Source organism: Citrobacter sp. Cpa228, assembly GCF_030333085.1.
GTDB classification, from domain to species: Bacteria; Pseudomonadota; Gammaproteobacteria; order Enterobacterales; family Enterobacteriaceae; genus Citrobacter; species Citrobacter pasteurii.
The window spans coordinates 176,043-195,890 of the sequence record NZ_JAOWGQ010000042.1; the positions used below are offsets into that span (position 1 = coordinate 176,043).

Below are 19,848 nucleotides of genomic sequence, written 5' to 3' on the forward strand. Positions count from 1 at the left end.
TCGGGAAGTGGGTGTGAGCGGCTATAATGTCATGAGTAAACAAAATAAGGACTACCGATCGGATGACGCAGGAACACGACGCAAAGCACCCTACGCCTGAACAACAGCAAACCACCACAACGCCGGTGAAAAACGCCACAGCGAACCAGGCGCTGAAAACGGCCATAACCTTCGCAGATAAAATTCAACGTCAACCTGTTATCGCCCACCTGATCCGCGCAGCAGAGCGTTTTAATGACCGAATGGGGAATCAGTTTGGCGCAGCCATCACGTATTTCTCGTTCCTGTCGATGATCCCTATCCTGATGGTGTCGTTTGCGGCGGCCGGTTTTATTCTCGCCTCACACCCCACGTTATTACAGGATATCTTCAGCAAAATATTGCTCAACGTTAGCGATCCGACGCTGGCCTCGACGCTGAAAAACACCATCAATACTGCCGTTCAGCAACGTACCACCGTGGGTCTGGTGGGACTTGGCATCGCCCTCTACTCTGGTATTAACTGGATGGGAAACCTGCGTGAAGCTATTCGTGCACAGTCGCGGGACGTCTGGGAACGCACACCGCAGGATCAGGAAAAAATATGGGTTAAATACCTGCGTGATTTTGTCTCATTGATTGGATTACTGATTGCGCTGATCGTTACGCTGTCGATTACCTCCATTGCCGGTTCTGCCCAGCAAATGATCATCTCGGCACTATATCTCGACGGTATTGAATGGCTGAAACCCGCGTGGCGATTGATTGGCCTGACGATCTCCATTTTCGCCAACTATTTGCTGTTCTTCTGGATTTTCTGGCGTCTGCCGCGCCATCGTCCACGCAAGAGAGCGTTGATTCGTGGCACATTTATCGCCGCGCTGGGCTTTGAAGCGATCAAAATGATTATGACGTATACGCTGCCATCGTTGGTGCAATCACCGTCGGGCGCAGCATTTGGCTCTGTACTTGGGCTGATGGCATTTTTCTACTTCTTCGCCCGTCTGACCTTGTTCTGCGCAGCCTGGATTGCCACCGCTGAATACAAAGATGACCCGCGCATGCCGGGGAAAACGCAATAGCCACCGCCGGATGAGTTGTGAATTGCCGGATGGCGACGCATGCGTCTTATCCGGCCTACGGGTGAGTTTTGTAGGCCGGATAAGCGCAGCGCCATCCGGCAATTATAATGCCGCCTGCTTTCACCGATTTAGTGAATAAATCCAACCTGTAACTTTTATTTAACTCAAAACCAGTTTTATCATCCAGGTTTTAAATTATGTGAAGCATTTCATAGAAGTGAAAACGCCAGCATAAAAATTATCCCCTTTTTGACTTTATTTTGACCAGACTCAGCGTTTGTTACAGATTGAAATGTCTCTTTTGCTGTGCGTAATATGACCTTTCGTTCGACCCAAAATAAGAAAATATTATGCAAGCAACCGCCACAACACTCGATAACGAACAGGAACACGCCCCGGTCAATTCGCGCAATAAAGTCGTCGTCGCTTCACTCATCGGCACTGCCATTGAGTTCTTCGACTTCTATATTTACGCGACCGCGGCGGTGATCGTGTTCCCCCACATCTTCTTCCCGCAGGGTGACCCCGCGGCGGCAACGTTACAGTCGCTGGCTACCTTTGCTATCGCCTTCGTGGCTCGCCCGATCGGCTCCGCCGTATTCGGCCATTTCGGCGATCGTGTTGGACGTAAAGTCACGCTGGTTGCTTCACTGCTTACCATGGGGATTTCAACGGTCGTCATCGGTCTGCTACCGGGTTATGAAACCATCGGCATTTTCGCCCCGTTGCTGCTGGCGCTGGCGCGTTTTGGCCAGGGTTTAGGCCTGGGAGGTGAATGGGGCGGTGCTGCACTGCTGGCGACGGAAAACGCGCCACCGCGTAAACGCGCGCTGTACGGTTCATTCCCGCAGTTGGGTGCGCCTATCGGTTTCTTCTTCGCTAACGGCACGTTCCTGCTGCTCTCCTGGCTGTTGACCGATGAGCAATTTATGAGCTGGGGATGGCGCGTACCTTTCATCTTCTCTGCCGTACTGGTCATTATCGGTCTGTACGTCCGTGTTTCGCTCCACGAATCGCCGGTATTTGCCAAAGTCGCCGCAGCGAAAAAGCAGGTAAAAATCCCGCTGGGCACTCTGCTGACAAAGCATGTTCGCGTAACCATCCTCGGCACGTTCATCATGCTGGCGACCTATACGCTGTTCTATATTATGACCGTCTACTCGATGACGTTCAGCACCGCCGCAGCCCCCGTAGGGCTTGGCCTGCCGCGTAATGAAGTGTTGTGGATGCTGATGATGGCGGTGATTGGCTTCGGCGTTATGGTACCGGTGGCAGGTCTGCTGGCCGATGCGTTTGGTCGTCGCAAAAGCATGCTCATCATCACCACGCTTATCATTTTGTTTGCACTGTTTGCCTTTAAGCCGTTGCTGGGTTCCGGTAACCCGGTGCTGGTGTTCGCTTTCCTGTTGTTGGGATTGAGCCTGATGGGGCTGACATTCGGCCCGATGGGGGCACTGCTGCCGGAGTTGTTCCCGACCGAAGTTCGCTACACGGGCGCATCATTCTCGTATAACGTCTCGTCGATTCTCGGTGCCTCTGTTGCCCCTTATATTGCCGCATGGCTGCAGGGGAACTACGGTCTGGCGGCGGTAGGAACCTATCTGGCATCAATGGCAGCGTTAACCCTGGTCGCCCTGCTGTTAACCCATGAGACACGGCATCAATCGCTGTAATTTGATTGCCTGATGGCGCTATGCTTATCAGGCCTACAGACTGCAATCCCCCGTAGGCCGGATAAGGTGTTTACACCGCATCCGGCGCTCTCATCACTTCTTCATCTGCGACAGGATCGTCCGGCACTGATTCGCATCCCCCTCTGACGGAGAAATTAGCGCCAGCAGCGCCGCCGCTGGCGTAACCAGCGTTGCCAGCGCGGCAGCCACCGCACCGCGTGCAATCAACGGCCCAGCTTTTACCCCGGCCTGTGGGTTCTTAAATGTCCCGCGAACATACAGCGGTGAACGCAGGGTAATAATACGAATACCCTTGCTCTCCGGGTCGATGGTTAAATCCAGTTGCTCCGATGCAAAGCTTGCCGTACCGGTGACATTGATGACCGCGTTTTCGGTGTCGAAAGCAAAAATTTGTGGACGCGCAACCCCGTTAACAATATCCAGATTCGCTGCCGCGCAGTTTACCCGCACCTCATCATCACCAAATATCTGTCCGACGATATAGTTGCCCAGATTCAGCCCAACGATCTCCATCAGATTGCGACTGACCAATCCATCATTCATCAACAACTTCAGGTTACCGTTGCTGTTACCCAGCAGCGCAGCCACTGAATTTCCGCTACCGCTCAACCTGGCGTCACCGTTCATCTCACCGAGCGTTTTCTGCATCAGCGCCACATCCGGCATCAGCGCTTTTAGCTTCAGGCGGCGAGCCTGAATGTCCGCCTGCCCCCGCATCGGCTTTTTGTCCCCTTCCAGGTGGATGCTGGAGACAATGCTGCCCCCCGCGAGGCCAAATTTCAGCGGCTGTAGGCGCAGGTCGGCATTTTTCAGGATGATATGAGTGGAGAGATCGCTAATCGGCAGACTACTGCCGTGTTCGATACGCCGCCCTTTGAAACGTACGTCGGCGTCCATCACGTTCCATTTGTCGGTTTCAAATCGGTCATACGGCAAGACCTTGTCCGCTGGCTGGACGTTCTTCTCGCCTTTACGCTGCTCAGCGCGTTTTACCCGCTCCGCCCCTTTGCCTGAATCCACACCGATCAGCGGCCCCAAATCTGCCAGCCTCAGTTGGCGCGACTCAACGTCCCCCTTCAGCATGGGTCGCGGTTTACCGGTGGTATAGGTCAACGTTCCGTGAATATCGCTGTCGCCAATGCGGCCATTGAAATCGCGATAATCAAAAACAGAGGATTTTTCCGGATCAATTTTCGCAATCAGACGCCCGTCAGTTTCAAACGGTGGTGTATCCGGGAGCAGCACGCCGGTCAAATCGTATAAATCCCCAAGTGAATCCCCAGAGAATTTAAGCCGTAGATCGACACCGCCCATATTCATCGGGTCATTTATCGTGCCGCTAAATACCACGCGCGTGTTGCCCGAGCGAAAGTCTGCCTGTATCGGAAAAGGGGTACCTTCGCCACGTAACGCCAACATCCCGCCAATTTTTCCCGTTCCGGTTAGCGGCTCACCGTTGTAGCGGCCCTGGGCTTTCAGACCAAAAATGTAATCCTCAACGCTGGTGCCCCCTTCTTTGCTGTTGGTGCCTGTCACTTCGCTAAACGGTAGCGGCTTGCCTAGTGGATCGACCAGGATCTCAAGCTCCGACTTCGTCACCTTATCGTTAATGGCGATCCGCCCTTGATCGAACAAAATGTTATCCAGCCGGAAAGACCACGCGGATGGCGGCGCATTGGGGTCGCGGTTTTCATCCCCAGCAAAGTTAAAGGTCCAGTTGTTGTTTTCCTCCGACAGCCGAATGAGCCGCGCATCGGGTTTCACCAGCTTGGCCCACGGTAACCAGATGGTTTTTGTCAGCAGCGCCAACGGGGCAAGCGTCGCTTCAACACGGGGGAGATGTACCATTGTGACGTCGGGAATATCTGGCGGGTTGCCGAGGATAATATCTTCAGCATGAACATGCGGCCACGGAACCCAACTGCGCCAGCCGGTTTCCTGCTTCTGGCGTTCCCAGACGACGCCCAGATCACCGCGTATGGCGAATGGACGGTTGAGTTCAGTAGAGACTTTCTGGTTGATGGTCGGTTTGAGCCGGTTCCAGTCAAATGTCGCAATCACAATGATGAGCACGACGATCAGCAACAAGAAAAACCCTACTGTAGATATAGCTATTTTGCTTGTTTTTGTCATGTTTTCCTCCTGACTTCCTCCCTTGCCAGTCCTAAAGATAGTCCAGCAGGGCGAAAAGGAGGCACGCTACATCCGCATCAAAGCGACAGAATCACCTCTTCAAGGGTACTCAGCGGTACCGGACGAGAGAGGAAATAGCCCTGAGCAGCAAAAGCCGGTGAGTTTTGCACATCGCGCCACTCTTCCAGGGTTTCAACACCTTCGACAATCACGCCACGGCAATAGCGGTTCATAAGCTGGAGCAGCAAAGTGAAGAGGTTACGGCCTTCCGGCGTCTGACGCAGCATGACAAACAGATCCCGCGCCACTTTAATGTAGTCGTAGCTCACTTCGCTAAGGGCCGAGAAATTGGCCATCCCGGTACCAAAATCATCCAGCCAGAGCGGGCCGAACTCGCACATCGAGGCAAATGACGATCCCTTCGGTAAGCGGATATGCTCTACCAACTCAAAGCGTAACCAGGGCAGGCATTCAATGATTTTCAGGATCTCGGGGTCCTGGCGCATCGCAATGAGCGTCGGGCCATCGACATTGACGGAGGCCAGCAGATCGTGGGCTCTGAAAAAACCACTTTTCAATTCAAGTTGTTCAAGCTGCTCTTTCACTACCTCAACGCGATGCCGAACAGCAACTTCAGCAAAATAACGGTCTGGCGCAATGCGTTGAGCAGGGTTATCAGGATGACTCACGACGGTTAGCAGCTCTACGGCCATCAGCCGACCATTGGTCTGGTAAATGGGCTGATAAGTGTAAGCACGCTCGCACTGCAGCCAATAGCGTCGCTCCTGCAAGCATTCGATACTCGCATCTGGCGTAATTAGCTGCTGGGTGACCTGCTTTATCATCTGAGGTGTCCTGTAAATAAGAGTGTGACTGACCGGACTCGTCAAAGGTTATCGGCGCTCAGGCGCAGAACTTTACGTTCAGCAGTACGCAAAATAAAAACAGCGGTAAAAACGACACAGAACACGTTCTGGCTCAAAAAAATAATGGAACGTTGTTTTAATATAGTTGACCACTTAACACCCACAGCGCACACTAACGCTAATTTTTTTCAGAGCAGGTTACGACTATGTCCAGGAAGATTGCCGTGATTGGCGAATGCATGATTGAGCTGTCACAGAAAGGCGCCGACGTTCAGCGCGGATTCGGTGGCGACACGTTGAATACATCCGTTTATATTGCCCGTCAGGTCGATTCTGCGGCCCTTTCCGTACATTACGTCACGGCGCTGGGCACTGACAGTTTCAGCCAGCAAATGCTGGAATCCTGGCAGGGAGAAAACGTCGATACGTCATTAACCCAGCGTATGGAAAACCGTCTGCCGGGTCTCTATTACATTGAGACTGACAGTACTGGCGAGCGCACCTTCTATTACTGGCGTAATGAAGCGGCGGCAAAATTCTGGCTGGAGAGCGAACAATCCGACGCCATTTGCAAAACACTGGCGACATTCGATTACCTGTACCTGAGCGGAATCAGCCTGGCGATTTTAAGCCCGGCCAGCCGTGACAAACTGCTGTCGCTGCTGCGCGAGTGTCGCGCCAACGGCGGCAAGGTCATTTTTGACAACAACTACCGCCCGCGTCTGTGGAGCAGCAAAGAAGAAACTCAGCAGGTGTATCAGCAGATGCTGGAGTGCACCAATATTGCGTTCCTGACGCTGGACGATGAAGACGCGCTGTGGGGTGAAAAACCCGTAGAGGACGTAATTGCCCGGACTCACGCAGCTGGCGTACAGGAAGTGGTTGTGAAGCGCGGCGCAGACTCTTGCCTGGTGTCCATCGAGGGTGAAGGACTTATCGATGTACCGGCTGTAAAATTACCGAAAGAAAAAGTGATCGATACCACGGCGGCAGGAGACTCCTTCAGTGCCGGGTATCTGGCAGTGCGTTTAACCGGTGGCGATGCCGCTGAAGCCGCAAAACGCGGCCACCTGACAGCAAGCACCGTTATTCAGCATCGCGGGGCGATTATCCCACGCGATGCCATGCCGCAGTAACGTCGATTATCCGGTCTGCATACCGTAGGCCGGACAAGCGAAGCGCCCCCGGCATCTCCAATGCCGGATGGCGGCGTAACCGCCTTATCTGGCCTACAGATTATTGTACCGGCGGGATATCCGTCACTTCAGGATGTGATTCATCCGTTTCAACCGACGTTGCCGCTGCGGTAACCGGCACCATAATGCTATCCCATGTCGCCTGCAGATCCTTCATATTGAATTCAGGCTCACCCTTCGGTTGCAGCAGAATTAACGCCATATCTTGCGACAGTTGTTGACGCAGATCCTGGTTCAGCATCTCAACGCTCAGGCCATTAAGGAAGTTCTGCCGTAAACGCTGATACTGTTCCGGCGCAATATCCACAACCTGGTTTTGCAACGAACGCAAACGCTGGCTGATCAAGATATCGGTGTCGGTGCGGCCATAGGTGGCAAACAGCTTTTGCAGCTCCAGATTCTTTTGCGCTACCAGCGCATTGAACTCTTCCTCCGGCAAGCCCTTATCGCGCACTTTGGCCAGCTCACGCGCAATCGTACCGAGGTTCGCGTTCAGCTTATCGTTCGGCGACTCAACGTTGATGGCGCACTGCGCACGCAGGAATAGCACCCGACAATCAAAGCCAAGACCAATGTCTTTGGTATTATTTTTACTCAGCTCCTGCTGAATGTGCCAGAACAGCGCCTCACGGGCTAAATCCGCGCGCCAGTAACGTAACAGCGCGGCAGATTCACGGATGGGCTGCCACGGCGTATCCCACATAATGGAAAGGCGATCCTGGCGTACCGCATCGGTCATAATGCTCACGGCTTCTGCACGCAGCGGCGAAAGCGTCGGTACTGGCGCAGGCGTTTCACGTTTTCCTTTTAACTCACCGAAGGTTTTATTGATTTGCTCAGCCACGCTACGCGCGTCAACGTTACCGACGATAATTAGCGTCATTGCGTCCGGGGTATACCATTTCTGGTAGAACGACTGAATTTTTGCTGCATCAATCGGCTTTTTCAGCGGATCGGCGGGATCGTGCCCTAACAGCGTGGAGCCTTTCAGACGATAACGCCACCACCCTTCTTTGGTATCCGTCGGCCATGTTGCCACCATATCTTCGCTGCTCAGCGCATGGTTAACCGTTTCAGGGGTAATGGTCAGCTTGCCGGAGATATTCGCCAGATATGAGAGCGACTCTTTCAGCAGGTCATTCCGGCTATTGGGCAAGCTAAGGTTATACAGCGTGGAATCATAGGAAACGATAACGGGCGGCATGGGGCGTTTAGGATCAAACCCCTGCTGCCACAGAGAACGGGCTTGCGTGGCATCAAGGCCACCGCTTTGCGTCAGCGCGATACGTGGGATCGCATGGCTAAAACCACTCTGTTGCGTACTTTCGGTGAGTGAACCGGTATTTACCAGCAGGCGAACCTCAATACGGTCGCTGGGGCGCTGGGGGGTGGCTAACACTTGCCACTGGAGACCATTCGCCAGCGTGCCCTGTTGCCACGCCGGGTCAGGCTGGAGCGCATCTGCCTGCACATAGCCGGCAGAGGCCATCATCAGCAAGCCGCCCGCTAAAAGTCGAATTTTTGTGCCCTGCATGTGAACCCCTGATCAACTATCCTGGTAATAAAAAGACAGCCCTGAGAAGGACCCTCTGAATATGACGTTAAAAACACTTCGTGTTAGACCGCAAGAACATAAAAATGTCACGGAAGAAGTGAAAAAATCCCGAAACCGTCGAACAGACAGTTTCAGGCACAGGGGGTAATTATGCGCAAACGCCCGCAGTCCTGGAAGGGACTACGGGCATAAGTGACGAGATTAAGAGGATAAATCGTGCGTTTTGCCATCCGGCGCACGATTATTCAGCACATCATCAAGCTTTTTGTGGTCCAGTTCTTTCACCCACTTAGCCACAACGACCGTTGCCACACCGTTACCGACCAGGTTAGTCAGCGCACGCGCTTCAGACATAAAGCGGTCAATACCCAGGATGAGCGCCAGACCCGCTACCGGCAGATGCCCTACTGCGGAAATTGTCGCTGCCAGCACGATAAAACCACTTCCGGTCACGCCCGCTGCACCTTTCGAGGAGAGCAGCAGCACCACCAACAGGGTTATCTGATGGAAGATATCCATATGACTATTGGTGGCCTGCGCGATAAACACCGCCGCCATCGTCAGATATATCGATGTTCCATCAAGGTTAAACGAGTAGCCGGTGGGAATAACCAGACCAACGACGGACTTCCGGCAGCCCAGTTTTTCCATCTTATCAAGCATACGCGGCAGCGCTGACTCGGAAGAAGAGGTCCCCAGAACGATCAGCAGTTCTTCACGGATATAGCGTATAAACTTAAAGATGCTGAAGCCGGTTGCGCGGGCAATCGAGCCCAGCACCACGACCACAAACAGGATACAGGTGATGTAGAAGCAGATAATCAACTGACCCAGTTGCACCAGCGTTCCGACGCCATACTTACCGATGGTAAAGGCCATAGCGCCGAAAGCACCGATCGGCGCAAGGCGCATGATCATGTTGATAATGCCGAAAATAACTTGCGAGAAACTTTCAATTACGTTGAAAATCATCTGGCCTTTGCTGCCCAGACGATGCAGAGCAAAACCAAACATCACCGCGAACAACAATACCTGCAGGATGTTGCCGCTGGCGAACGCGCCGATGACGCTACCCGGGATAATATCCATCAGGAAGCCCACGATCCCCTGGTCTTTTGCCTGCTCGGCGTAAATCGCCACCGCTTTGGCATCCAGCGTTGCCGGATCGACGTTCATCCCCGCACCGGGTTGCACCACGTTGACAATGATAAGACCAATGATCAGCGCAATCGTACTAACCACTTCAAAATAAAGCAGTGCAACCGCACCTGTGCGGCCTACTGCTTTCATACTTTCCATACCTGCAATGCCGGTAACGACAGTACAGAAGATAACAGGTGCGATGACCATCTTAATGAGCTTAACGAACGCGTCGCCAAGCGGTTTCATTTGGGCGCCTAATTCAGGGTAGTAATGGCCAAGGAGGATACCAATGGCAATTGCTGTCAGGACCTGAAAGTAAAGGCTTTTGAAGATAGAGGGTTTCATAGGGTGTCCTTAAAGTAAAAACCACAGGTCTTGTAAGGTTTTGTTTAACCTGCGGCCTTAAAGTAACACCCACACAACATGACAGAAATGCACCCGGATCATAATTGATACAAATTTGTTAAAAATTTTGAACTGGCTCGCACAAGCGCTACCTTTTTTAACTTTTGTAATCAGCTGATTCCTTCGCTAAATAGCGTTCTTCGAAGATATCTGCCGGAACCGGACGTGCAAACAGGAATCCTTGCGCGACTTCTACCCCTGCCTGTGATAACCAGTCGCGTTGCGCTTCGGTTTCAACGCCTTCCGCAATCATTTGCAAATTGAGACTATGAGCCAGCTGAATAATGGCAGAAATCATACTGCTATCTTCTGGCAGGCCTTCAACAAACATCTTATCGATTTTGAGCACATCAACTGGCAGTGACTTCATGTGCTGCAACTGCCGCAGACCCGCATAGCCCATACCAAAATCATCCAACGCAATGCGTACCCCCGCATTGCGCAGCGGACGCAGGATAGCGACAGCGGCGTTTGGATCATCTATATGCCGGCTTTCGGTAACTTCCAGAATCAACGTGCCGGGCTTAATACGATAGCGGTTTAGCAATTCCAGCAGATCCGACACCATACTGGGGTGCATCAGCTGTAGCGCAGACAGATTCACCGACAGCGGTAACATCAGACCACGTTCCTGCCAGGCCGCAAGCTGGCGACAAGACTCCTCCAGCACCCAATATCCAACCGTCACCATCAGACCACAGGATTCAATCCTGTCGATTAACCCTTCAGGTAATTCCCAGCTTCCGTCTGCCTGCTGCATCCGCAATAAAGCTTCGGCACTCAACATCTTGCCGCTGGCGATCTCTACCTGCGGTTGCATCCACAGCGCAAATTGCTGGTGATCAAGCGCGGTCAGAATGTCGTTCTCTTCGGTCAAACGCTGCTGTGCTTCTTCCATTTGCTGCGGATCAAAGAATTGGATCTGGTTTTTACCCTTGCGACGCGAGGTTAGCACTGCTGATAGCGCGCGACTGTATAGCTGTTCCGCCGTCAAATCGCCGTAGAACATTGCCACCCCAATATTGCAGCTCGGGCGTAGCTGAATACCCTGAATGGGCAACCGTTCATTCATGATAGTGAGTACTTGCTGACCTAATGTGATTGCATGCCAGGGTTCCTTCACACCGTGCGCGATAATCGCGAAGTCATAACCGCTTACCTGAGTAAGCACCATTCTGGGTGCCAGCACCGATCTCAGTTTCTCAACCAGCGTCAACAGCAGGATTTCCCGCTGGGTCTCGGTCAATACGCCGGCGGTATCACGCAGGGTTTCACAGGTGACAATCATCAGCGCAGTTGTTTGCGGGCCAGTAACAATCTGCTCAAGTAGCCCCATTAAGAACGTCTTATTTGGCAGTTCAGAGACCGGAAAGCGCATCGAATTGTCGTTCTGCTCTTCACTGTGGCGCAGGACCAGTTGCTGATTCAGGTTGTAGCTACGCACCAGCATCCCAATCTCATCATCCTGATGCATAGGCGGCAATGCCAGTTGATAGCCGATCAGATCCTGCTGCGGAATATCGTTCAGTTCGCGAGCAATTTTACGTAACGGGTGCACAATCAGGCGGTTAATGCACCAGGAAATGGCTACCGACAGGATTAACGACAAAAGTAAGTAAATGGTCACTAACGTTGAAAGCGTGCTCGTCACGAATTTGTACATGCGGTATGAATCCGCCTGTAACACCAGATACGCCAGCGGCTGTGGGTTGGCAGAGCGCTCAAGAGAATAGACCGGGAGCGAAATCTGCACCGGCAGTTCAAACAGTCGGGTCACCGGAACCGGAACGGGGCGTTCAGGGATAAAGCTCATCCGCAATGCCTGAAACTGGTTGGGCAGTACCACATCCGCGCGGCTGACCACGCCAGCGGGCTGGATACGGCTTAAAATCATTTCCGCTTCGGGGATATCCCCCTTCAGGATGGCGGCCGACAGAGGTTCACGGACGGAGCGAGCGATGCTTTCCAGTTGCGTAGCCGTGTTATAGCGGTTCTGCTGAACCAAATGGAACAACAAAACGGTGCAAAAAATAAAAACAAACACCATGACAACGGCCGCAACCATCGCCATCTGCTTAATTGTTAACGAGCGACTGACACGCAAACTGACTCTCCACGGATAGACAAAAACTGCCGTCAGAGTATACCCCATCGTAGCGGTATTAAGAGAGGCGGTATCTGAAAACTTCCCAGCGTGCATTATCGCGACAGGATAGGCACCTGGCGACGAGATTTATCTGCATTTAACGCGAAAAAGGCCGCAAGATTAAATCCTGCGGCCTGGTTCGGGCGCATGTTGCCATTACGGCAGGCAGACACCCATGAAGCACATTACTTCCGGTTATGTAGCCAGTTCACAATCAGGCTGGCGATAATGCCAGCGATGATCGGTGCTGCCAGATCGTGCCAGAAGGCTGTGCCCAGTTGCATGAGCGTCATATAGCCGCCTGTGTTGCAATGGCAACTGTTCGCGGCTATTCTTGAGTTGTTGAGGTTCAAGTTAGCCCCCGTTTTGTTGCCAGGTTTATACCGAACAACGTGCGGGGGTTTTCTCTTTCCAGCAACCTATGCCGCCGGGGATCAAGCCCCCGCAACATCGCGCCTCACCGGGTAAACCCGGCTTGCTGCTGATTCTACGGTAACCTTTTCGCCCTGGCACCCCGGCGCCATCCACTCTGCGTGAAGCCTCGCAATTACGGCGCTACAAATTCGATATGACTGGAAAGATTGTTGCCAGTTGGCAACTTTCCTGACGCTCCTCTGAAACAAAAACCATCTAATTCATTGATATTTAAATCTTAATTTTCTGGCACAGCAATTGCTATTTGAGTGTGAGCTGTTCTGTTCCGAATTAAAGGAGATATCATGTCTGACTGTCGTACTTACGGATTCAATACCCAGATCGTTCACGCGGGGCAACAACCCGACCCCTCAACCGGCGCGCTCAGTACGCCTATCTTCCAGACTTCAACGTTTGTTTTTGACAGCGCCGAACAGGGTGCCGCCCGCTTTGCGCTCGAAGAGTCCGGGTACATTTATACCCGTTTGGGTAACCCCACCACCGATGCGCTGGAGAAAAAACTGGCAGTACTGGAAAGGGGTGAAGCCGCGCTGGCAACGGCATCCGGCATTTCCGCCATCACCACAACGCTGCTGACGTTGTGCCAACAGGGCGACCATATCGTTTCCGCCAGCGCGATTTATGGCTGTACTCACGCATTTCTGTCGCACAGCATGCCGAAGTTCGGCATTAACGTGAGTTTTGTCGACGCCGCGAAACCGGAAGAAATCCGCGCCGCGATGCGCCCGGAAACTAAAGTTGTGTATATCGAAACGCCCGCCAACCCGACGCTCTCATTGGTTGATATCGAAACAGTGGCGGGTATTGCCCACCAGCAAGGCGCTTTGCTGGTCGTGGATAACACCTTTATGTCGCCATATTGTCAGCAGCCTCTGCAATTGGGCGCAGACATCGTGGTTCACAGTGTAACCAAGTACATTAACGGACACGGTGATGTGATTGGCGGCATCATTGTCGGGAAACAGGAGTTTATCGACCAGGCGCGGTTTGTCGGTTTGAAGGATATTACCGGTGGCTGTATGAGCCCTTTCAACGCCTGGCTAACCCTACGCGGCGTTAAAACATTGGGCATTCGTATGGAACGTCACTGTGAAAACGCGCTAAAAATTGCCCGTTTCCTGGAAGGACATCCCTCCATTACCCGCGTGTATTATCCAGGTCTGACTTCGCACCCACAGTATGCGCTGGGCCAACGGCAGATGAGCCTGCCAGGGGGAATTATCAGCTTTGAAATTGCCGGCGGCCTCGATGCTGGCAGACGGATGATCAATTCTGTAGAATTGTGCCTCCTCGCGGTCAGTCTCGGTGATACCGAAACCCTCATTCAGCACCCAGCGTCTATGACACATTCGCCCGTTGCGCCTGAGGAACGGCTTAAAGCAGGTATTACCGACGGACTTATCCGTCTTTCTGTCGGTCTTGAAGATCCAGAAGATATTATTAACGACCTTGAACACGCCATCAGAAAGGCAACATTCTGACCATTACGACCTGAACCGACGACGCTCGGTTCAGGTCGTTGAGCATCAAGGCACAACAGTCTGGCTATACGCGCACTCCTTTTTTGGGGAGAACGGGTATTTTGGGCAGGGGGTTCTATGCAGGACAACACAATACAATTAAGCAACAATACAGCAACCGCCGTACCATTCTCAAAGAAAATACCGTTTACAAAATACGATTTTGGCTGGGTATTACTCTGCATCGGCATGGCAATTGGTGCTGGTACAGTTCTGATGCCGGTACAAATTGGCTTAACCGGCATTTGGGTTTTTATTGTCGCCTTTATTATCGCTTACCCGGCAACGTATATTGTGCAGGACATTTATTTAAAAACATTATCCGAAAGTGAAACCTGCAATGACTACACCGATATTATAAGTCATTACCTTGGAAAAAACTGGGGTGTATTCCTCGGTGTAATTTACTTTTTGATGATTATTCATGGAATATTCATCTATTCATTATCGGTTGTTTTTGACAGTGCCTCATATATAAAAACCTTCGGGCTAACCGATACCGACCTTTCGCAATCAATCATCTATAAAGTCGCTATTTTTGCGGTACTGGTCGCCATTGCTTCCGGTGGAGAAAAACTACTGTTCAAAATCTCCGGTCCGATGGTGGTGGTAAAAGTCGGCATTATCATCATCTTCGGCTTTGCGATGGTCCCTCACTGGAACTTCAGCAATATCAGCGCCTTTCCTGAAGCATCGGTCTTCTTTCGCGATGTGCTGTTGACTATCCCATTCTGCTTCTTCTCGGCGGTGTTTATTCAGGTGCTGAACCCCATGAACATTGCCTACCGCAAACGGGTGGCTGACCGGGTGCTGGCAACGCGCATGGCCATTCGTACCCACCGCATCAGCTACATTACGTTGATTGCAGTAATCCTTTTTTTCTCATTCTCATTTACCTTTTCGATTAGCCACGAAGAGGCCGTTTCAGCCTTCGAACAGAATATTTCTGCACTGGCTCTGGCGGCGCAGGTCATTCCTGGTCAGATTATTCACATCACCTCAACGATATTGAATATCTTTGCTGTTCTGACCGCATTCTTCGGTATTTACCTGGGCTTCCATGAAGCGATTAAAGGGATTATCCTTAACGTACTTAGCCGTGTAATTGATGTTGAGAAAATAAACCCACTAGTACTTACATTGGGTATTTGCACGTTCATCGTTATTACGCTGGTGATTTGGGTATCGTTTCGCGTATCGGTACTGGTGTTCTTCCAGTTAGGCAGCCCGCTATATGGAATTGTGTCGTGTATTATTCCGTTTTTCTTGATCTATAAAGTGGCGCAACTGGAAAAACTGCGCGGGCTAAAAACCTGGCTAATCCTGATCTACGGAGTTTTACTGTGCCTGTCACCACTGTTGAAGTTGATTGAATAATCCGATGACAGCGCCGTCAATGTCTGGCGGCGCTTAACTCACGCTCTCAAGCTGGTAGCTACGAATTTTGTTCAATACCGTGGTATGCGATACGCCCAGCGCCTTAGCAATATGCCGCGACGACACATTCTCTTCCACCATCTGCTCAATTAACTGACGCTCGGCGTACTGGACCTGTTCTTTAAACGGACGTTGGGTGTGGCGCAATTCGCCTGACGACAGATTCGCCATCCCCAGGTCTTCCCGGGTTATAACATCAGATTCGGCCATCAGCATCAGACGAATAATCGTGTTTTCAAGCTCGCGTACGTTACCCGGCCAACTGTGCTGATGCAAAGCGTCAAAACAGGCTTTATCCAGAATAATTCGCCGTTGGAACTCCTTCGCGTATTTCTGCACAAAGTGGCGGATCAGCAGACTGATATCCTGCGGGCGCTCGCGTAAAGGTGGAATGGTGAGTGATAGTATGTTGATGCGGTAATAGAGATCGGCGCGCAGCAGACGTTGCTCCACCATCTCTTCCAGATTCGCGTTAGTCGCCACAATAATACGCGCATTAACCGGAATGGTTTGTGCCCCGCCAACGCGACGGATCCCCCCATCCTGAAGGACACGCAACAATTTGGCCTGTAAGCTCAGCGACATTTCACCAAACTCATCCAGAAAAAGGGTGCCTTTATCAGCCATTTCAAACAGCCCTTTTTTGCCTTTACAGTCCGCACCACTGAAGGCTCCTTTCTCATAGCCAAAAAATTCACTTTCCATTAGCGACTCGGGAAGCGCTGAACAGTTAACCGGAATAAACGGATAAAAACGCCGTGGCCCGGAATTATGGATGGCCCGGGCAAGCAGTTCCTTACCAGTTCCGGTTTCACCACGAACCAAAACGGTATATTTGCTATCCGCGATTCTGATCGCTTTTTCTATCAGCAGTTGCATGCTCTGGCTGCTGCAAATAATGTCAGAAAAATAACGCGGACGTTCCGGTTCAGACATCGACAGTTCGCTTATCTCTTCGCACAGATAAGCAACGTTAATAATATCAGCGCGCTGGCTTAAGCAGGATTGTACGCAGGAAATATCCTGCAACTGGCGACACCAGGATTTAATCAGAATGCGTCCAGGCGTAACTTTCATGGAGATGATATTGATATCACAGCAGGAAAATTCCTTCAGGACATCCTCAACCATCGACAGACGATCAATTGTTTTAATATCCCAGCGTATCGTGACCACATTTGCTCCTGGTAGTTAGCAACTGCGAAGTAGATATTTCTGTGACGAAAGCCAACCTGACTACATTCTAGACACTATGGAATAATGTTCTGCCAATGGACTCACATTGTGGGAGTAAAAACGAATTATAAAAAAACCGGAGCACAAGGCTCCGGTTATTGGGTCATAACCCACGTTTATTGCTGCGGGTTTTCATCCTGGTCAACGGCAAAGCACGCCACCAGTTGACCGCCGTAGTCTTTCAGCTGTGGCTGTAGTTGGGTACAAGGGCCAAAGCGACGGCGGCAACGGGCGTTAAACGCACATCCCGGTGGCGGATTCAGCGGGCTTGGCAGCTCGCCGGTCAGCTTAATACGCTCGCGGCGGTCATCCGGATTCAGGCGCGGTGTCGCAGAAAGCAGCGCCTGCGTATACGGATGGCGTGGATTATTGAAGATCTGATCCTTGGTGCCCTTCTCCACACAACGGCCCAGGTACATCACCATCACTTCATCCGCAATATGTTCCACTACCGACAGGTCGTGCGAGATAAAGACGTAGGACAGCCCCAGCTCCTGCTGCAGATCCATCATCAGGTTCAAAACCTGCGCGCGTACGGATACATCCAGCGCGGAAACGGGTTCATCGGCAATCACCACGTCCGGGTCAAGCATCAGGCCACGGGCAATCGCAATACGCTGACGCTGACCGCCGGAGAACATATGCGGATAGCGGTCGTAGTGCTCGGTTTTCAGTCCCACTTTCGCCATCATCGCCAGCGCTTTTTCACGACGCTCCTCTTTGCTGAGCGTGGAGTTGATCAGCAACGGCTCTTCCAGAATCTGCCCAACTTTCTTACGTGGGTTCAGGGAACCGTAGGGGTTCTGGAATACTATCTGGATTTTCTGCCGACGCAGCTTCTGCGCATGCGGGTCGTGCTTGAGTAAATCCTGTCCCTGGTAATACAGCTCACCGCCGGTCGGGATTTCAATCATCGTCAGCAGACGGCCAAGGGTGGATTTCCCACAGCCCGACTCACCTACCACCGCCAGCGTTTTACCGCGATCCAGAGTAAAGGAAACACCATCCAGCGCTTTCACCAGGCGTTCCGGGGCGAACATGCCCTTCTTCACTGGGTAGTGTTTTTTCAGATCAATAGCCTGCAACAGCGGCTGTTGCGCGGCGGCCTTTTGCGTACTCATAGCCCAGGCCTCCCGGCATCATCAAGTGGGTAGTGGCATTTCGACTGACGACCGCCTTCCAGCAGGTTCAGTTCAGGTTCTTCAGCGCGGCATTTGTCGGTCGCATAGGGGCAACGCGGGTTCAGCAAACAGCCGTTCGGGCGATCATATTTACCTGGCACCACGCCCGGCAACGAGGCCAGACGCGCTTTGTCCTGAGCAAACTCCGGCAACGCGCGCAGCAGCGCCTGGGTATAGGGATGGCGCGGCGCGCGGAAAATATCCTGTGCGGCCCCGGTTTCCACGACTTGCCCAGCGTACATCACGATGATTTTGTGCGCCGCTTCGGCCACCAGCGCCAGATCGTGAGTGATCAAGACCAACGCCATGTTCTCTTTTTGCTGCAGTTCCAACAGCAGCTCGATAATCTGTGCCTGAATGGTCACATCCAGCGCCGTTGTCGGTTCGTCGGCAATCAGCAGCTTCGGACGACAGGCAATCGCCATCGCGATCATCACACGCTGGCTCATCCCACCGGACAACTGGTGCGGATAGACATCCAGGCGCGAGGCCGGATCGGGGATCCCCACCAGCGTCAGCAGGTCAATCGCCCGCTGAATACGCGTTTTTTTGTTGCCACCCTGGTGCACCTTGATGGCTTCCATAATCTGGTAGCCGACGGTGTAGCACGGGTTAAGGCTGGTCATCGGGTCCTGGAAGATCATTGCTACTTCCGCACCCACCAGTTGGCGACGCTCTTTCTCAGAGATGCGCTTCAGGTCGCGACCATTAAACTCCAGATTTTCGGCCATCACGCGGCCTGGGTAGTCAATCAACCCCATAATCGCCAGCGAGCTGACGGACTTACCAGAACCAGATTCCCCAACAATGCCAACCACTTCACCCTGGTTCACACTGTAGCTAATGCGGTCCACGGCGCGGAATTCGGAACCCACATCACCAAAGTGCACCGATAATTTATCTACATTTAATAACGCCATCTCGAACCTCTTACTGCTTCAGTTTGGGATCGAGCGCGTCACGCAGACCGTCACCCATCAGGTTAAATGCCAGCACCGTCAGCAGGATCGCCAGACCCGGGAAGGTCACGACCCACCAGGCGCTTTGCGCAAACTGCAACACGTCAGAGAGCATGGTGCCCCACTCCGGCGTCGGCGGCTGCGCGCCCATCCCCAGGAAGCCGAGGGCAGCCATATCGAGAATGGCGTTCGAGAAACCAAGCGACGCCTGAACAATCAGCGGCGCAAGGCAGTTTGGAAGAATGTTGACGAACATCTGACGCATCGCACCGGCGCCCGCCACGCGGGATGCGGTGACATAGTCGCGGTTCACCTCCACCAGTACGGCAGCGCGCGTCAGACGCACATAGTGCGGCAATGCCACGAACGTCAGCGCCAGCGCGGCGTTGCCAATCGAGGGACCAAATACCGCCACCAGCACCAGCGCCAGCAACAGGCTCGGCAGCGCCAGCATGATATCAACCACGCGCATGATGACGTTATCGACAATCCCGCCAAAATAACCAGCGATAAGCCCGAGAACCACGCCCATCAGCAGAGAGAGCACCACCACCAGACAGCCAACCAGCAGCGACAGACGCGCCCCGTACATCAGGCGGGACAGCACATCGCGGCCCACATCATCGGTACCCAACAGATGCGCCATGGAACCGCCTTCCTGCCATGCCGGAGGAGCCAACAGCGTATCGCGGAACTGGTCTGCCGGGTTGTACGGCGCGAGAACGTTGGCAAAGACCGCAATCAGGATCATCACCACCACGTACACCAGCCCAACAACTGCGCCTTTGTTGCGTTTAAAATAGTGCCAGAACTCCTGCAGCGGGGTCATGGGCACCGGTGCTGCAATAACTTTATTTTCAGTAACCTGTGACATGATGGCC

Annotated in this window: 15 protein-coding genes; 5 read left to right on the forward strand and 10 right to left on the reverse strand. The window is 52.6% G+C overall.

Translation table 11 applies throughout. The features are described 5' to 3' along the window. Window positions 1-62 precede the first annotated feature (62 nt). Complete coding sequence (gene yhjD / locus OGX91_RS08455; RefSeq protein ID WP_040231645.1) at window positions 63-1,061, forward strand: inner membrane protein YhjD; 999 nt, start codon at window positions 63-65, stop codon at window positions 1,059-1,061. Window positions 1,062-1,411: 350 nt separating this feature from the next. Continuing rightward, on the forward strand, window positions 1,412-2,734 hold the full coding sequence (locus tag OGX91_RS08460; RefSeq protein ID WP_005133855.1) for an MFS transporter: 1,323 nt from the start codon (window positions 1,412-1,414) through the stop codon (window positions 2,732-2,734). A 93-nt stretch (window positions 2,735-2,827) separates the two neighbouring features. Here the strand turns inward: OGX91_RS08460 and OGX91_RS08465 are convergent, their stop codons facing one another. Continuing rightward, window positions 2,828-4,888 carry an AsmA family protein gene (locus tag OGX91_RS08465; RefSeq protein ID WP_286625955.1) on the reverse strand — a complete coding sequence of 687 codons (2,061 nt, stop codon included), beginning with the start codon at window positions 4,886-4,888 and terminating at the stop codon, window positions 2,828-2,830. 77 nt (window positions 4,889-4,965) lie between these two features. Beyond that, the gene (gene pdeH, locus OGX91_RS08470) at window positions 4,966-5,733 is read right to left on the reverse strand and encodes a cyclic-guanylate-specific phosphodiesterase (protein WP_199947391.1); all 768 of its coding nucleotides are present in this window, start codon (window positions 5,731-5,733) and stop codon (window positions 4,966-4,968) included. A gap of 227 nt (window positions 5,734-5,960) precedes the next feature. Here pdeH and kdgK point away from each other — a divergent pair, with 227 nt between their 5' ends. Beyond that, complete coding sequence (kdgK, locus tag OGX91_RS08475; protein WP_199947390.1) at window positions 5,961-6,890, forward strand: 2-dehydro-3-deoxygluconokinase; 930 nt, start codon at window positions 5,961-5,963, stop codon at window positions 6,888-6,890. 100 nt (window positions 6,891-6,990) lie between these two features. Here kdgK and OGX91_RS08480 read toward each other — a convergent pair whose 3' ends face one another. The 4 genes from OGX91_RS08480 to OGX91_RS08495 form a co-directional block, all read right to left on the reverse strand. Further along, window positions 6,991-8,484 (reverse strand): M16 family metallopeptidase, encoded by a 1,494-nt coding sequence (locus OGX91_RS08480; RefSeq protein ID WP_005133848.1) that lies wholly within the window; start codon window positions 8,482-8,484, stop codon window positions 6,991-6,993. Window positions 8,485-8,706: 222 nt separating this feature from the next. Next, window positions 8,707-9,993, reverse strand: a complete 1,287-nt coding sequence (dctA, locus tag OGX91_RS08485; RefSeq protein WP_005133846.1) for a C4-dicarboxylate transporter DctC — start codon at window positions 9,991-9,993, stop codon at window positions 8,707-8,709. Window positions 9,994-10,150: 157 nt separating this feature from the next. Continuing rightward, window positions 10,151-12,157 carry a biofilm formation regulator HmsP gene (hmsP, locus tag OGX91_RS08490; RefSeq protein WP_040231638.1) on the reverse strand — a complete coding sequence of 669 codons (2,007 nt, stop codon included), beginning with the start codon at window positions 12,155-12,157 and terminating at the stop codon, window positions 10,151-10,153. Between the two features lie 227 nt (window positions 12,158-12,384). Next, complete coding sequence (locus OGX91_RS08495) at window positions 12,385-12,492, reverse strand: type I toxin-antitoxin system toxin Ldr family protein (RefSeq protein WP_040231637.1); 108 nt, start codon at window positions 12,490-12,492, stop codon at window positions 12,385-12,387. 426 nt (window positions 12,493-12,918) lie between these two features. Here OGX91_RS08495 and megL point away from each other — a divergent pair, with 426 nt between their 5' ends. Continuing rightward, window positions 12,919-14,115 carry a methionine gamma-lyase gene (megL, locus tag OGX91_RS08500; protein ID WP_149691851.1) on the forward strand — a complete coding sequence of 399 codons (1,197 nt, stop codon included), beginning with the start codon at window positions 12,919-12,921 and terminating at the stop codon, window positions 14,113-14,115. Between the two features lie 117 nt (window positions 14,116-14,232). Then, on the forward strand, window positions 14,233-15,531 hold the full coding sequence (locus OGX91_RS08505) for an SLC5/6 family protein (RefSeq protein ID WP_040231636.1): 1,299 nt from the start codon (window positions 14,233-14,235) through the stop codon (window positions 15,529-15,531). Between the two features lie 33 nt (window positions 15,532-15,564). On the opposite strand, the gene OGX91_RS08510 is transcribed toward OGX91_RS08505, so the two are convergent. From OGX91_RS08510 to dppC, 4 genes are all read right to left on the reverse strand, one after another. Then, the gene (locus OGX91_RS08510) at window positions 15,565-16,767 is read right to left on the reverse strand and encodes a sigma-54 interaction domain-containing protein (RefSeq protein ID WP_286625961.1); all 1,203 of its coding nucleotides are present in this window, start codon (window positions 16,765-16,767) and stop codon (window positions 15,565-15,567) included. A gap of 176 nt (window positions 16,768-16,943) precedes the next feature. Beyond that, a complete protein-coding gene (dppF, locus tag OGX91_RS08515; RefSeq protein ID WP_005133838.1) occupies window positions 16,944-17,948 on the reverse strand; it encodes a dipeptide ABC transporter ATP-binding subunit DppF in 1,005 nt (334 codons plus the stop codon). Further along, window positions 17,945-18,928 (reverse strand): dipeptide ABC transporter ATP-binding protein, encoded by a 984-nt coding sequence (gene dppD / locus OGX91_RS08520; RefSeq protein WP_005133837.1) that lies wholly within the window; start codon window positions 18,926-18,928, stop codon window positions 17,945-17,947. Before dppD ends, dppF begins: the two co-directional genes overlap by 4 nt. Before the next feature lie 10 nt (window positions 18,929-18,938). After that, window positions 18,939-19,841, reverse strand: coding sequence for a dipeptide ABC transporter permease DppC (dppC, locus tag OGX91_RS08525; RefSeq protein ID WP_061066786.1), 903 nt, complete (start codon window positions 19,839-19,841; stop codon window positions 18,939-18,941). Between the last annotated feature and the right edge of the window lie 7 nt (window positions 19,842-19,848).